Source organism: Kiloniella sp. EL199 (genome assembly GCF_900313065.1).
In the GTDB taxonomy this organism is placed as follows: domain Bacteria; phylum Pseudomonadota; class Alphaproteobacteria; order Kiloniellales; family Kiloniellaceae; genus Kiloniella.
Genome location: NZ_OMPU01000013.1, coordinates 1 through 14849 on the forward strand (window position 1 = coordinate 1; position 14849 = coordinate 14849).

The window sequence follows — 14849 nt, forward strand, 5'->3', positions numbered from 1 at the left end:
AACGCGGGATCATCATAGGGCACTAAATCTTTCCCCCTCCGGTCGTATGCGGTATTAGCAGTCGTTTCCAACTGTTATCCCCCACTCCATGGTAGATTCCCACGCGTTACTCACCCGTGCGCCACTGTCCAGTTCCCGAAAGAACCTTCTCGTTCGACTTGCATGTGTTAAGCCTGCCGCCAGCGTTCGTTCTGAGCCAGGATCAAACTCTCAAGTTGACCTGACTTCTGTCTTAAAACAGAACTCAAATTCTATTACTGACTAGGTTTTGTGTAACTTATTTCGAATAAGATACATGAAACTAGCTAGCTCATCGCCATAAACAACAAACCGCCGTCCACGCATCCCTTCCAATTCATATCAACAATGTCAAACAACTATTCACTAAACCAGAACCAAAAAAACCCGGCCCCGAAAAGCTAGACGATATATATAGTCTTTTTCCCTACCGTCAAGGAACATCTGAAACATTTTTGTAAAAACTTTTTCAAGGAACAAATCCTATCCAAATCCTCAAGCCAGCTTCTGTAAAACTTCCGCTAACTGTCTGTTTTTACTCCACCTTTCCGATGTACCGCCAAAGCACCTGCCCCGTCGGTGAGCGACCTTATAGGCCTACACCAACATACTGTCAAAGACCTTTTTGCAAAAAACTCACATTTTTTTAATATTACCGTCACAAGGGTGTTTTGCGTAAGTTTATTACTCAAAATACCCTTGTCTGTGATGTTTTCTGAAATGACGAGATTCACACAAAGTAAATTCGTGGGATAATTAGAGCAAATCCATAAAGAATCCCTGAATCTAAATGCGAATCTCTACAGAGAATATGCATGATTCTTCCATGAATTATTAAAAAAGAACTTTCGCGCCGAGAGATTCGCCCTAATTTCATCGAATCACCCCAAACGAAAACAGGATTCTGAACTGAAGATGCCTATTGATAACAATTATACTGTCAAAAGAATCCCTCCCAGCGACGTCGACCTCTATAAAGAGCTCAGATTGGAAGGTCTAAAAGATACACCTGAAGCTTTTGGCGCATCCTACAGGGATGAATCCACCAACGCGCGTTCTTATTATTATACACTTCTAGAAAACCATGATGTCTTTGGTGTCTATCGTAATACAGACACACTTGTTGGCATTGCAGCTTTAGCACTTTCCCCTAAAGAGAAGCTCAAACACAAAGGAACACTTTGGGGCATGTATATAAAACCGGAAGCACGCGGCAACGAATTAGCAAAACAGCTTGTTTTACAAATCATCAAAATCGCAAAAGAAACCACGGAGGAGATTCTCTTAACTGTGGTTGCTTCAAATGTCTCAGCTATCACCTTATACAAGAAGCTGGGCTTTATCGAATACGGGACCGAACCCAGAGCACTTAAAATTGAAGACCGCTATTATGACGAGGTACTTATGCGCTTGCCACTCACATAAGACGTCACGCCAAAGTGACTTTGCTAAATAGCGCCTTCTATACACGTATCTTATAAGCAGACCTTTTATAAATTTCTCGTATATTCATTAAAGCACCATATGATCGAAGCTGATCTTAAGCGTAAGAAGGAATTTTCCGTAATATTGCCGTCGCACTTTCAAGCTATCTTGCCTAATCTCAATTCCTCTGTGATCTTAGAGGCTTAAGCGAAAGGGGCTAATTAAGTATGAATACGAGTGCAGAACCAACAAACGGACAGGTCGTGATCGGATTGAATGCCGTTATTGTTGCTATTATAGAAGAGCAGCCAAAGGTTCTTGTGGTTCAACATACTTCTGAAACACTTACCGCACAGCATGAGACCCTGACCGAAAGGACGGCCTTACCCCATGACAATCGACATGAAGCGCTTCCCTTTGGCCCCTTTTACCCGCTGAAACATCGCACGCTTGAAGCTGGGCTGAGGTCGTGGGTGGAAGAACAGACAGATCATGACATCGGATATGTCGAGCAGCTCTACACATTCGGGAACGAAGGACGCGACCCTCGCGAAGAAGCAGGCGGAGCCCGTCTGGTATCTGTCGGTTACCTCGCTCTGGTACAGGACACCGGCCCGACAGCGATTGAAAATGCGGTTTGGCAGGATTGGTATCGTTTCTTCCCTTGGGAAGACTGGCGCGATGGCACCCCTACTATATTAGAGAGCGATATCATCCCCGCTTTGCGGAAATGGATTAAAGATGCCCAGAATAACGACGAGCAAAAAGATCGTTACGAGCGCACCTGTATTACCTTTGGATTGGATGACACCCCTTGGAACGACGAACTGGTTCTGGAAAGATACGAACTGCTCTATGAATCAAGTCTGGTCGCAGAACGCCAGGACAGCCTGAGTAGCGGAGAAATTAGTGATCACCGTGGTACGGCAATGGCACTGGATCACAGACGCATTCTGGCAACCGCTATCGGGCGATTACGAGGCAAGATAAAATATCGCCCCGTCGTGTTTGAACTCATGCCCCCAACCTTTACGCTGTTGCAACTCCAGAAAGTTGTCGAGGCCCTATCGGGGTCACTGCTTCATAAACAGAACTTTCGGCGCCTGATCGAGAAAAAGGGGCTGGTTGAAGCTACAGGGAAAATCGAAAGCCAAACAGGGGGCCGCCCTGCCAGCCAATTTAGGTTTCGGCGCGAAGTCCTGATGGAACGTCAGGCATTAGGTGTTCGTCAAAACTAAATCTTCCATCCATCAAAACCCGAGTCATCTCAGGCTCTAACACTACTTATACTAATATTGAGCATAATAAGCTTGACCAGGGTAATACTCACTTGTAGCATAAGCAGAAACAGGGAGCGCCCGTCTTTTTTTATAGCCCCCTTATACTCAAACAGAGCAAAAGAGGTTAGCATGCCTGCCAGTACTGCAGCCGCAGAGACAGAAGAATTCACCTACACACCGGAAGTGGCAGAGCGCACCGCCTCTGTCTTTGAGAAGGTTTACCCCGCCATCAGTAAGGAAGAATGGCCCGACTTTGCGCCCTATGTTGATGAGATCCTGCGTTTGAAGAAGGAACGCAATGCCGTTGTGCTCGCCCACAATTATCAGACCAGAGATATCTATCACTGCGTTTCTGACATCGTGGGGGATTCACTGGCCCTTGCACAAAAGGCGGTTGATGTCGAAGCCGATGTCATTGTCATGGCCGGCGTTCACTTCATGGCAGAAACAACAAAGCTTCTTAACCCGTCCAAAACCGTTTTGATACCGGACCCCAAAGCCGGGTGCTCTCTGGCAGATTCCATCACAGGCGAAGATGTCCGTAATCTTCGCAAAAAGTACCCCGATGTTCCAATTGTGACCTATGTGAATACCTCCGTCGAAGTAAAAGCTGAATCAGATATCTGCTGCACATCAGGAAATGCCGTAAAGATTGTTGAATCATTGGACGTTGATCGGGTGCTCTTGATCCCCGACCGCTTTCTTGCCGCGAATGTGGCCACCGAAACCAACGTTGAAATTTTGACATGGGAAGGCGAGTGCGAAGTACACGAACGCTTTACGGCACGTCAGGTCAAGCAGCTTCGTAAAACGCACCCCAATGTCACTGTTCTTGCACACCCGGAATGTCCGCCTGAAGTTGTCGAAGCTGCAGACTATTCAGGATCAACCGCAGGGATGATCAACTTTGTGTCCCAGCAAAAACCTGCCGAAGTTGCCCTGATCACAGAATGTTCTATGGGGGATAACATTGCATCTGAAAACCCGGACACCAATTTCATCCGATCCTGCAATCTTTGCCCTCATATGCAGCGCATCAATCTGATGAACATCTGTGAATCTTTAAAGACGATGACGCACGAGGTTACTGTTGACCCTGCCCTTGCTGATCGGGCACGCCTCGCGGTCCAACGTATGCTGGATGCAAGCTAAGGAGACTTCCCCGTGCCCAATCCCGCCAACACTATTAAAAGCACAACGACAGATGTTTTGGTAATTGGCGCAGGCCTTGCTGGCTTGATGGCGGCGTTACGACTTGCGCCCAAAGCAGTAACGCTTTTATCAAAAGGACCGCTTGGGCAAGAAGCATCCAGTACTTGGGCACAGGGGGGAATATCAGCGGCATTAGACCCTGCCGATAGTCCCGCAAGTCATCTCGCGGATACACTTGCCGTCGCCGGCGGTATTGCAGATGAAGATATTGCCTCATTGGTTACCAATCTCGGGCCAGAACGCATTCGCGATCTGATCGATCTCGGTGTGATCTTTGACCATGATGACAAAGGCCTGAGCCTCAGCAGGGAAGCTGCCCATAGCCACAGACGCGTTGTCCATGCCAATGGGGATTCAACGGGTAAAGAAGTCATGCGTGTCTTGCAGCTTCGGGTAAAAGAGGCTGCACATATTACGGTTATCGAAAATGCAGAGGCCGTAGATTTGCTATGCCAAAACAATCAGGTTTTTGGGGCAACCTTTCTGGAAAACAATGAAGTGCAAGCCGTCACAGCAAAAGCCACGATTATTGCAACTGGCGGCATCGGGCAAATCTACAGCGCAACCACCAATCCATTCGCCGCTTGCGGAGATGGACTTGCCATGGCCGCCCGCGCTGGTGCACGACTGAAAGATCTCGAATTCGTCCAGTTTCACCCCACGGCCATAGATGTGGAGGCCACTCCCCGGCCCTTGGCAACCGAAGCACTCCGCGGGGATGGTGCATGGTTGGTGAATGAAACAGGCAAACGATTTATGCTCGGCGAACATCCTCTAGCCGAATTGGCGCCACGGGATGTTGTCGCCAGAGGTATATGGCGGCAGATACAAAAGGGGCATCGCTGTTATCTTGATTGCCGCAAATCTATCGGCAAGGCCTTTCCCGAGCACTTCCCCACGGTATATGCTCACTGCGAAGATCATGGCATTGATCCGGTAAAAGACCTTATCCCCGTCGTCCCGGCGGCGCACTATCATATGGGTGGCATAGAAACAGATAATCGCGGGCGAACAAACCTCGGTGGACTCTGGGTTTGTGGCGAAGCCGCCTGCACCGGCTTGCACGGCGCGAACAGACTGGCCAGTAACTCTCTGCTCGAAGCTTTGGTTTTTGCCCCTCTTGTCAGCAAAGATATCTGTGATTTCCTTGCCGCAAACCCGGCAAAAAAAATCCCTGAAATAGATATTTTCGAAAACCCCAATACTCGTTCCAACAGCGCGAAAAACGATAACAAAGCCATTCATCAGCTACAAACCCTAAACTATCGCTACATAGGACTTTGCCGGGATGAAAAGGGACTAAAAACACTGTTGAAAGAGTTGAATCATCTTGAAATAAACAACCCACATGCTTCTGCTCGATTAAGAAACATCATAACCATCAGTCGCCTGATTGCGACGACAGCACTTGAGCGGAAGGAAAGCAGAGGGGGACACTATCGTCTCGATTACCCCAAGAGCGATCCGCAATACCAGCGCCACAGCACGCTTAAACTGAACAAAGAAACAAAGGATGTCGCCACAGATACAACAAATGTTGCAATCAAGCTGGCTTCATAGACTCCCCCAGAGATAATTAGACAATAAAAGTTTAAACGATGAAAATAACGCCCCTGCCCTCACCCCTTATCTCACAGGCCGTAAAGGCCGCGCTTCTGGAAGATCTTGGATCAACCGGGGATCTCACAAGTCAGTCAATGATCCCGGAAGATGCCCAACTGACAGCATCAATTGTAAGCAGAGAGAAGGGCATCGTTTCCGGGTCCGCATTTCTGAAAGCTGCAATGGCAGAGTTATCAGAACAGGTGATCGTTAAAGTTTTGCAGGAAGATGGCACACGCCTCTCTCCCGGAAGTATCGTTGCCACAATAACAGGTTCTGCTCGCGCAATTCTGAGCGGTGAGCGTGTTGGCCTGAACTACATGGGCCATCTATCGGGAATTGCCACTGCGACCCGTAATATCGTTGATCTGGTTAACGATCTGCCTGTGCGCGTTACCTGCACCAGAAAAACCACCCCAGGCCTGCGTGCTTTTGAAAAATATGCAGTGCGGTGCGGCGGGGGACACAATCATCGCTTTGGTCTTTATGACGGCGTGATGATCAAAGACAACCATATCGCTGCTGTTGGCGGCGATATCGGGAAAGCGATTATGACCGCCAGATCTCAAATTGGACACATGGTGAAAATCGAAGTCGAGGTCGATCGACTTGATCAACTAGAACAGGCCCTACCCCACAAGCCGGATATCATTCTGTTAGACAACATGGATATACCAGCCTTGCGTGAGGCCGTAACCATGATTGATGGACAGGCCATTGCAGAAGCATCTGGCGGCATCACCCGAGAAACAGCACGTGCCATTGCAGAAACCGGAGTTGATGTTATCTCCATGGGATGGCTAACCCACAGCGCCCCCTGTCTGGATTTGGGGCTCGATATTCTCTAACCCCAAACTCAAACCTGATACTCAAGCCCGATACTCAAGACAGCCCGAGCCAGGCACGGATGGAATACCCAACAACGCCCAAAACAAAAACACCGCCAAACCATAACCCAACAAACCAACCCAAACGACGCCATATGCACTGTTCTTCTGATTGGGGTGCAGTTTCTGATTTACCCCTTGCTGGAGATCCGGCCAATGCCTTATTCGCGGAGCTATGCGTCACCATCAATGATACCCCTCTTCAGGATCGACTTTCCCGCGGAATACCCAATAAGCGTAAGCCGTATAGCCAAGGATTAACGGCACGAGTACAGCCGTACCAATAAGTAAAAATTCAAGACTTACATCGGGTGCTGCCGCTTGCCAGATTGTCAGGCTCGGGGGCACCATGTAAGGGAAAAAACTGATCCCCAAGCCTATGTAAGTCAGAACAAATAATCCCAAACTGGCAAAGAAGGGCCAAGCGTCATTCTTTTCCCGAAGACCCCGCAATAACACCAGCGCCGAGATCAAAACAAGAAGAGGCACAGGAGCCGTATAGATTATTTGCGGCATGGTAAACCAGCGCGCCAGAAATTCCGGATTAAGAAACGGCGTCCAAATACTGACAAGACCAATGAGGCCTAAAAGCCCGAATAACGCCGGCTTTGCGTAGCGGTAAGCTTTCTCCTGAACAGATCCAACCGTTTTTAAAATCAGCCATGTCGATCCCAGTAGTATATAGCCCACAACAACGGATACACCTGTGAGCAGTGAAAACGGCGTTAGCCAATTCCACCATCCACCTGCATAGGCACGATCAATCACGTCGATGCCCTGAACCAAGGCCCCCAAGGCAATTCCCTGACAAAAAGCCGCGGCAAGTGAACCACCAAAAAAAGCCAGATCCCAAAGTCCTTGAGAGTTCTCGCTTCGCCACCTGTATTCAAAGGCAACACCGCGAAAAATCAGCCCCAACAGCATAAAGGTCAAAGGCGCATAAAGTGCAGGTAACACAACCGAATAAGCCAAGGGGAAAACGGCAAAAAGCCCGCCCCCACCAAGAACCAGCCAAGTCTCGTTTCCATCCCATACCGGCGCAATGGTATTCATGGCATAGTCACGTTCACTTCCCTTGTTAAAAAGGGGAAACAAAATACCAATGCCCAAATCGAAACCATCCAGCAGAACATAAGCAAGAACAGCAAACGCAATTAACAAAGACCAGACAAGTGCGAGATCAATTTCCATTTACCTTACCTCCTGAAGCTTTTGCTAATCCTTGATCATGCCCAGAAATCTTTTCGATCGGGAACATGCTTGTGGCACGTACAGGGGCTTCATCAGGCTTATAATCATCAGGGATATCAGTATCGGGTGTTCGCTTCATCAAACGCAGAATATAAACCACACCGACACCAAACACCGCGAAGTACACGACAACAAAAGCAAGGAGAGATATTGCGACCGCAGGGGCATCAATCGGTGATATAGAATCAGATGTCCGCAACAGACCGTAAACTGTATAGGGCTGTCTTCCAACCTCTGTCGTAATCCACCCGGCTAAAAGGGCGATAAATCCAGATGGTGCCATCCAGGTAGCAAATCGTAGCATTACAGGCGTCTCATACAGCTTTTTCTGCATGCGGCGAAGAAAACTCCACGCGCCTAAAGCAGCCATCAGGAATCCCAGCCCGACCATGACACGAAATGACCAAAAAACAATTGGTACATTCGGCCTATCTTCCGGGGCCCATTCTTTCAAACCTTTGATTTCACCATTGAGATCATGCGTTAAAATCAAGCTGCCCAGTTTAGGAATTTCCAACGCAAAATGAACCGTTTCATCCTGCATTGATGGCAAACCAAAGAGAATAAGCGGGGCCCCTTTCCTTGTTTCAAAATGCCCTTCCATCGCTGCAATTTTAGCAGGCTGATGTTCCAGCGTATTTAACCCGTGAAAATCACCTGCGATAATCTGAATCGGCGCAACGATAACCGCCATCCACATCGCCATTGAAAACATGATCCGCGCAGATTGGTTCGTTTTGTCCCGCAACAGATGCCACGCAGCAACACCACCGACAACAAAGGCCGTTGTCAGATAAGCAGCCAAAACCATATGAACCAGACGATAGGGGAATGAAGGATTGAAAACAGCTGCCCACCAGTCCACGGGAATAAACTGCCCGACTTCGTTGATACTGTAGCCTGCTGGTGTCTGCATCCAGGAGTTCACAGACAATATCCAAAAGGCAGAGAATAGAGTACCAATCGCCACCATAAGCGTCGCAAAGAAATGCAGTTTTTTGCCGACTTTATTCATGCCAAAAAGCATGACTCCCAGAAATCCGGCTTCCAGGAAAAAGGCAGACAGAACTTCATAGCCCATCAGCGGACCAAGTATCGGCCCCGTTTTGTCGGAAAAAACACTCCAGTTCGTCCCGAACTGATAACTCATGACAATGCCAGAAACCACACCCATCCCGAAAACAACGGCAAAGATCTTTATCCAGTATTTGAAAATTCGCAGGTAAACATCACGGCCTGTCCAGAGCCAAAGACCTTCGAGAACAGCAAGGTAACTCGCTAACCCGATAGAAAAAGCCGGAAAGACAATGTGAAAAGAAATCGTAAAGGCAAATTGCACACGCGCCAGAAACGCAGCATCCAGAAATTCAACCATATCCAATCGCATTCAAATCAGAATGCCCTCAGTTGTTGATTTGAATCTATAGTCATTCCAAATGGATGTAAGTGCAAGACACCATGAAAGAGCGTTTTGTCTCACACAAAAAGTAGGGTTTTACGCAAATGCACCCTCTATATAGCAAAAGAGGATGCTACCTTCACCAGATGCATCCTCTTTCCTATCATCACACAATTAAGATTATGATTTCACTAAATACTAATCAGTTGTTGGCAACCGCTGAATAGTCATTCCAACTGGATACAGGTACAATAGCCTCACGCGGAGATACATTCGGGCGGGTCACCGGGCGGTAACCGTCGGCGGCTTTTTTGCGCAACGCCCGATCAAGCTGTTCTGTTTCTCTTGGAGAACGGCCACCATGGACAAGGATTTTCTGGCCGACTTGATGTACTGGGAAACCAGCTTTTATCGTATCACCGTTTTCAACATAACAAACACCATCCACAAGATCGCCAACGGTATCATCTGTAAAGTCGTGATCTTCGGAATAGTCCAAAAGCAATGGGACGGAAGATCCCAACTCTAAAAGAGCCTGCCTTGCTGATGCCAACTGTGCGCGTGCTTGCTCCAAATCAGACACAGGCTTGAACGTCAGCGCATCAACTCCACCAGACACCAATCCCTGTACTTGAATATAAGCGCCATACCGCAGCACGTTGTCCGTACCCGTTGCATTGGATTGGTCTGCGACACCCAGCACAAATCGGCGACGATCGCCACCTGGCAATGAATCAACAGCCAGACAAGCAGCTTCAGCGGCAAGGTGATTGATAATGAAGGTTTCGTCCTGCATATCGAATTTTGCCAAAACATCCAGCGAAGCATCTTGCGTGTGTGTTCTGATCACATCTGCACCGGCTTCCAAAAAGTCTTTGTGAGCCGCCGTCACTAAATCCGGACGGGAAATATTCAAAGCAGCAAGACAGTCTTCGTTTCCAAAGGTAGCGCGCTTGAGATCAATCGCAGCTTCACGCAGGGCGGATTTCAAATCACCATCAGTTAATAAAACACGGCTGTTTAGCGCATCAATAAAGTTTCTCATTATGCTGCTTCCTTCTCTTCAGCTTGAATAGATAGAAGCCGGCATACAGCTTCTGTTAAAGGCGAACGGTTCAGAGTATAAAAATGGAAAGCGTCCACACCGCCATCAATCAAATCACGGCACAGATCCAGACAAAGCGATACAGCAACAGCAGCAGCCGTTTCAGGATTATCTTCCAATCCCTCAAAGGCCTTACTGACCCAATCCGGGATAGTTGCACCACAACGATCAGCAAAACGCTTTAATTGAGTAATATTATTAATCGGCAAAATGCCCGGGATAATCGGGATTGTAATGCCAGCTTTTCTCGCCTCCTCTACGAAGCGAAAATAGCTCTCAGCCTCAAAGAAAAATTGCGTAATTGCCGTTGTGGCACCAGCATCCTGCTTTTTCTTCAAAAAAGCCAAATCATCAGCCAGTGACTTGCTGTCAGGATGTGGATCAGGATAGGCCGCAACGGCAATGTCGAAATCACCCAGTTCTCTGAGGCTTGCAATAAACTCAACAGAATCCTGAAAACCATTTTCGTGAGGTTTAAAGGCAGCACCAGGCTCCTCTGCATCACCCCGTAAGGCCACCAGACGGCTCACCCCCAGATCACGCCAGCCTTTGACAGTTTCCAGAATTTCAGCTTTTGAGGCTCCCGCCATTGTAATGTGGGCAGCCAGCGTCAGATCTTTATCTTTCGATAACTTTTCCAACAGATCTTTTGATTTCTGCTGGCCAGAACCACCGGCTCCATAGGTAATAGAGTAGTATTTCGGCTCAAAAGCTTTCAGACGCGTTACTGCCTTTGTCAGATTATCAAGACCGTTTGCCGAAGCCGGCGGAAACAGTTCAAAACTGATATCAGTTCTTTTCATTCTTCCTTACTCCGTATTGGGATCGCGACGCGCTGTCCAAATGCAGACCGTCAGCGGATCACCCGGAAGATGTTCTGGATCAGAGAGGGTTAACCCTGCATCATCACAAAACTCTTCAATTTGTTTATCATCAAAACCCAACCAATGATGTGCATGATCATCACGAAGGCTATCCATACGATGGGGCGCGAAATCCACCAGAATTAAACGACCTCCGGGCTTGATGACCCTTGCGGCCTCGCGCAAACACATTCGTGGATCGAGGGCATAGTGCAGCACCATATTTAGGCATACCGCATCAAAGCGGGCATTCCCAAAGGGGATTTGATACATGTCCCCCTGACGCACCTGACAGTTTGTCAAACCCGCATGGTCAATATTGTTTCGGGCAATCGCCAGCATCTCGCGAGAAATATCCAAGCCGACAATGGAGCCAACTTCACCAGAGACAAGTTCCAAAACGCGACCAGTACCTGTACCGATATCAAGTAGTTCAGTTACTGGCTCTCTCAGCAGCGTTTCCTGGAATGCAGCTTCAATAGAAGAGGTATCGATGTGAAGAGATCTAATCTCATGCCAGTCAGATGCATTTTTGCGGAAATATTCCTGCGCCTTGCGTGCACGTTCTGCTTTGATGTCTTCCAAGCGCTGAAAATCCAAAGCAAGTTTGGGATCATCCGCCGGGATCAAATCAATGACCAATCGCGCCAACTCAGAACAAGGCTGGTTATCTGACAGCCTGAAATAAGCCCAGTTGCCTTCCTGATGACGCTCCAGAAGACCAGCCTCCATCAGCAACTTTAGGTGACGGGAAACACGTGGCTGGCTTTGTCCAAGAATTTGAACAAGTTCGCTCACAGTCAATTCCGCATGGGCACAAAGACCCAAAACACGTAAACGCGTTGGTTCGGCAATAGACTGTAATCCTTTTAATAGAACTTCCACGATAACATCTCCTCCAGGCGTGAACTGCGCGCCAAAATCAATATAACAATATCTTTATGTTGTAATTTATCAAGAAAAAAAATAACCCAATAGCGATCATTTTTTATTTTTATGCGACACACAACGATTTATCTATTTGTTTTCACACTATTTTATAAATTCCATTCTTCATCTTTACAAAAATATGAAGAATCCTTGGCATGCGATAAATCATCCTTTTGCCACATTTAGGGCTAAGTCCCTTCAAAATTGGGTCCTACATTCAAAACCGTAGAGAGCTTCCCCTCTCTGCTAGAGATCCTGAAGATCTCCACATTACCCCAAAGCTGGACTCTAGCGGCTGCCGGATACCCGACTGGCAGCCGCATCCTCTTTTAAGACTCCCGATCCCCTTGCGTCATAAGGAAACACCTTATTGGCGAGAGGGGATTTTTTTTGCTATACGCTTTTTAGTTATACGCAAGAGAGTCGATCAGGCATGATGGCCTTTCGTATCTTAGTTCCAATAAAAAATAAGGGTTTAGATATTGGGCAGCAGCCTTTTTCAAGGGGAAGACCTTACCTGTATAAGAGGCGGGCGCACTGTCTTTCTCGGATTGAGCTTCAATCTTGAGCAAGGACAGGCCCTTATTCTCGAAGGGCCAAACGGTAGCGGGAAATCAAGTCTGATACGCATGCTGTCCGGTCTTGTTCGACCTAAACTTGGAAAGCTTCTCTGGCAAGGACAAGACGCAACGAAAGAGCCCGAAATTTTTCAAAGACGCATCCATTACATAGGGCATCGAAATGCGATTAAACCTGTTTTGACAGTTTTGGAAAATCTGGCCTATTGGTCGGGAAAGACAAAAGACGATCCAAGTTTGGACGACGCTTTAGATCATTTCAGAATGCTTCCGCTAAAACACACCCCGGCGAATCTCCTCTCATCCGGACAAAGCAGACGACTAACCCTCTCGCGCTTGCTGGCATCAGAGCGATCCGTTTGGCTATTGGATGAACCCTCTGTCGGGCTGGACGTTGCCTCAGTGGCTTTGTTGGAAGATGTCATCAAAACACATAGGTCAAAAGGCGGGTCAGTTATTTTTGCGACACACAGCCCCATTCATGTCGAAAATCCAAACCGATTAAATCTGCAAGATTACAGTCCGCTTTATAACAAGGAGCTTCTTGCTGTTGAAGATGATGAGGAGTCCTGGGTATGAAGGCCTTCCTCAACATTGTTTCAAGAGATTTGCGCCTGGCACTCCGTCAAAAATCAGATTTAACCATGGCCGTATTGTTTTTTATACTTACCGCCATGCTGTTTCCCTTTGGTCTCGGTCCCGAGCCTAACTTGCTCGCGCGTATTGCCCCCGGCATTATTTGGGTCACGGCTTTGCTGGCCGTCTTGCTTTCTCTGGAACGTTTGTTTCTTGCTGATTATGAAGACGGAAGCCTGGAACAACTTATTCTCTCCTCAACATCACTGGAAGTTGCCGTCCTAGCAAAGGTCTTCGCTCACTGGCTAACAACGGGTCTCCCATTGATTCTGGCCGCGCCCTTAATTGCGCTGCTGTTTAATATGGATTCTGACGCTATGACGATTCTTCTGATTGCCATGATATTGGGAACACCAAGCCTGAGCTTAATCGGAGCTATCGCAGCAACACTGACCCTTGGCGCAAGACGTGGTGGCGTATTGATTCCTCTGCTTGTTCTCCCGCTTTATATACCAACACTGATTTTTGGTGTCGGAGCGATTGATGCAGCCATGAACAGTCTGGAAGCTGGTGCGGTTATCGCAAATGCGCGACCTCACCTTTTGTTGCTTGGCGCAATATTGCTTGTTTCATTATTAATAACCCCACTTGCCGGAGCCGCCGCTTTAAGGCAGTCGGTAGAATAAAAAACACAAAGAAGTGAGTTGAGGCGGATTGATAAATACCCAAGTTGATTGAAGTGCAAAATTGATTGATATCAAGGCAGGGTATATATCTTTGTCCTAGTGTCTGCTCACCGTTAAATAAACCTGTGCCTGATGCACAAGAATGTAAATTGAAGGGATAAGGACAATGTCGGTCTTTCACCGATTTGCCAATCCAAACAGATTTTTGAAGCTGACCAATCAGGTGCTTCCATGGGTTTCCGGCCTAACAGTAATCTCACTGGCCGTCGGCCTCTACATGTCTTTCTTCACCTCTCCCCCTGATTATCAACAGGGTGAAAGCGTACGGATTATGTACATTCATGTACCATCCGCGTGGATGGCCATGTTTGTTTACACGTCAATCGCTATTGCGTCAGTTTGCTCGTTGATCTGGCGGCATCCCCTTGCAGATCTGGCGGCGAAGGCATCCGCCCCCATTGGTGCAGGCTTTACCTTTCTGGCCCTGGCGACAGGATCACTGTGGGGCAAACCAATGTGGGGGGCCTGGTGGGTATGGGATGCACGCCTGACATCTGTGCTAATCCTTTTCTTTCTTTACCTCGGCCACATAGCCCTGATGCACGCCTTCGAAGAACAGGAACGCGGAAACAAAGCTGCCGCCGTTCTTGCCATTGTCGGCTTTGTGAATATACCGATTATCAAGTTTTCCGTGGACTGGTGGAATACGCTTCATCAACCAGCTTCAGTCATGCGCGCTGACGGTCCGTCGATTGATCCCTCAATGCTCTGGCCGCTCATGATTATGGGGGTAGCCTTCAAACTCTTCTATATCGTTGTTTTATTAATACGAATCAAAAGCGAGCTTATAGAAGCCAAGTTGCGCAAGTATCGCCGCGCGGTTGTCAATAAGGCACATTAAGATTGCAATGAAAAGCTTTGATAAATCAGTGAGAGATCAACAAATATTGATCATGATGTGAATCAAAGTCTTAGGGTTTTAGTGTGACATAATGCGCTAGTGTTTAAGCGATAGAATTATGTCTATCTTCAAAATA

At 47.7% G+C, this 14849-nt stretch carries 14 protein-coding genes and 1 rRNA gene; 8 read left to right on the plus strand and 7 right to left on the minus strand.

What is annotated here, in order from left to right; all coding sequences use genetic code 11:
• Positions 1 to 218: ribosomal RNA gene (locus D9A03_RS14820) — 16S ribosomal RNA — on the minus strand; the annotation flags it as partial.
• Positions 219 to 933: 715 nt separating this feature from the next.
• Here D9A03_RS14820 and D9A03_RS14825 point away from each other — a divergent pair.
• The 5 genes from D9A03_RS14825 to nadC all read left to right on the plus strand — a co-directional run bounded on the left by D9A03_RS14825 (position 934) and on the right by nadC (position 6385).
• Positions 934 to 1443 (plus strand): GNAT family N-acetyltransferase, encoded by a 510-nt coding sequence (locus D9A03_RS14825; RefSeq protein ID WP_120498012.1) that lies wholly within the window; start codon positions 934 to 936, stop codon positions 1441 to 1443.
• 227 nt (positions 1444 to 1670) lie between these two features.
• Positions 1671 to 2681, plus strand: a complete 1011-nt coding sequence (locus D9A03_RS14830) for a hypothetical protein (RefSeq protein ID WP_120498013.1) — start codon at positions 1671 to 1673, stop codon at positions 2679 to 2681.
• A 171-nt stretch (positions 2682 to 2852) separates the two neighbouring features.
• Positions 2853 to 3875 carry a quinolinate synthase NadA gene (gene nadA / locus D9A03_RS14835; protein WP_120498014.1) on the plus strand — a complete coding sequence of 341 codons (1023 nt, stop codon included), beginning with the start codon at positions 2853 to 2855 and terminating at the stop codon, positions 3873 to 3875.
• A gap of 12 nt (positions 3876 to 3887) precedes the next feature.
• Positions 3888 to 5495 (plus strand): L-aspartate oxidase, encoded by a 1608-nt coding sequence (locus tag D9A03_RS14840; protein ID WP_120498015.1) that lies wholly within the window; start codon positions 3888 to 3890, stop codon positions 5493 to 5495.
• Between the two features lie 38 nt (positions 5496 to 5533).
• Positions 5534 to 6385, plus strand: a complete 852-nt coding sequence (nadC, locus tag D9A03_RS14845; RefSeq protein ID WP_174233659.1) for a carboxylating nicotinate-nucleotide diphosphorylase — start codon at positions 5534 to 5536, stop codon at positions 6383 to 6385.
• Positions 6386 to 6419: 34 nt separating this feature from the next.
• Here the strand turns inward: nadC and D9A03_RS14850 are convergent, their stop codons facing one another.
• From D9A03_RS14850 to D9A03_RS14875, 6 genes are all read right to left on the minus strand, one after another.
• Positions 6420 to 6611, minus strand: a complete 192-nt coding sequence (locus D9A03_RS14850) for a hypothetical protein (protein WP_120498016.1) — start codon at positions 6609 to 6611, stop codon at positions 6420 to 6422.
• A complete protein-coding gene (gene cydB / locus D9A03_RS14855) occupies positions 6611 to 7615 on the minus strand; it encodes a cytochrome d ubiquinol oxidase subunit II (protein WP_120498017.1) in 1005 nt (334 codons plus the stop codon). The genes D9A03_RS14850 and cydB overlap by 1 nt, the downstream gene beginning before the upstream one ends.
• Positions 7605 to 9062, minus strand: coding sequence for a cytochrome ubiquinol oxidase subunit I (locus D9A03_RS14860; protein ID WP_305778177.1), 1458 nt, complete (start codon positions 9060 to 9062; stop codon positions 7605 to 7607). The genes cydB and D9A03_RS14860 overlap by 11 nt, the downstream gene beginning before the upstream one ends.
• A 214-nt stretch (positions 9063 to 9276) precedes the next feature.
• Positions 9277 to 10119 carry a homocysteine S-methyltransferase family protein gene (locus tag D9A03_RS14865; protein ID WP_120498018.1) on the minus strand — a complete coding sequence of 281 codons (843 nt, stop codon included), beginning with the start codon at positions 10117 to 10119 and terminating at the stop codon, positions 9277 to 9279.
• Positions 10119 to 10982, minus strand: a complete 864-nt coding sequence (gene metF / locus D9A03_RS14870; RefSeq protein WP_120498019.1) for a methylenetetrahydrofolate reductase [NAD(P)H] — start codon at positions 10980 to 10982, stop codon at positions 10119 to 10121. The genes D9A03_RS14865 and metF overlap by 1 nt, the downstream gene beginning before the upstream one ends.
• Before the next feature lie 6 nt (positions 10983 to 10988).
• Positions 10989 to 11927 carry a metalloregulator ArsR/SmtB family transcription factor gene (locus D9A03_RS14875; protein WP_120498020.1) on the minus strand — a complete coding sequence of 313 codons (939 nt, stop codon included), beginning with the start codon at positions 11925 to 11927 and terminating at the stop codon, positions 10989 to 10991.
• Positions 11928 to 12454: 527 nt separating this feature from the next.
• Here D9A03_RS14875 and ccmA point away from each other — a divergent pair.
• The 3 genes from ccmA (at position 12455) to D9A03_RS14890 (ending at position 14713) form a co-directional block, all read left to right on the plus strand.
• Positions 12455 to 13129, plus strand: coding sequence for a heme ABC exporter ATP-binding protein CcmA (gene ccmA / locus D9A03_RS14880; protein WP_120498021.1), 675 nt, complete (start codon positions 12455 to 12457; stop codon positions 13127 to 13129).
• Positions 13126 to 13812, plus strand: coding sequence for a heme exporter protein CcmB (gene ccmB / locus D9A03_RS14885; protein ID WP_120498022.1), 687 nt, complete (start codon positions 13126 to 13128; stop codon positions 13810 to 13812). Before ccmA ends, ccmB begins: the two co-directional genes overlap by 4 nt.
• 166 nt (positions 13813 to 13978) lie before the next feature.
• Positions 13979 to 14713: a heme ABC transporter permease gene (locus tag D9A03_RS14890; protein ID WP_120498023.1), complete on the plus strand. Its 735-nt coding sequence runs from the start codon at positions 13979 to 13981 to the stop codon at positions 14711 to 14713.
• Positions 14714 to 14849: the final 136 nt, after the last annotated feature.

Bases quoted from the DNA above. Each gene is read 5' to 3' on its own strand.
- D9A03_RS14825 (WP_120498012.1), top strand. From the start codon at position 934: ATGCCTATTGATAACAATTATACTGTCAAAAGAATCCCTCCCAGCGAC.
- D9A03_RS14830 (WP_120498013.1), top strand. From the start codon at position 1,671: ATGAATACGAGTGCAGAACCAACAAACGGACAGGTCGTGATCGGATTG.
- nadA (WP_120498014.1), top strand. From the start codon at position 2,853: ATGCCTGCCAGTACTGCAGCCGCAGAGACAGAAGAATTCACCTACACA.
- nadC (WP_174233659.1), top strand. From the start codon at position 5,534: ATGAAAATAACGCCCCTGCCCTCACCCCTTATCTCACAGGCCGTAAAG.
- D9A03_RS14850 (WP_120498016.1), bottom strand. From the start codon at position 6,611: ATGGTGACGCATAGCTCCGCGAATAAGGCATTGGCCGGATCTCCAGCA.
- cydB (WP_120498017.1), bottom strand. From the start codon at position 7,615: ATGGAAATTGATCTCGCACTTGTCTGGTCTTTGTTAATTGCGTTTGCT.
- D9A03_RS14860 (WP_305778177.1), bottom strand. From the start codon at position 9,062: ATGCGATTGGATATGGTTGAATTTCTGGATGCTGCGTTTCTGGCGCGT.
- D9A03_RS14865 (WP_120498018.1), bottom strand. From the start codon at position 10,119: ATGAGAAACTTTATTGATGCGCTAAACAGCCGTGTTTTATTAACTGAT.
- metF (WP_120498019.1), bottom strand. From the start codon at position 10,982: ATGAAAAGAACTGATATCAGTTTTGAACTGTTTCCGCCGGCTTCGGCA.
- ccmB (WP_120498022.1), top strand. From the start codon at position 13,126: ATGAAGGCCTTCCTCAACATTGTTTCAAGAGATTTGCGCCTGGCACTC.
- D9A03_RS14890 (WP_120498023.1), top strand. From the start codon at position 13,979: ATGTCGGTCTTTCACCGATTTGCCAATCCAAACAGATTTTTGAAGCTG.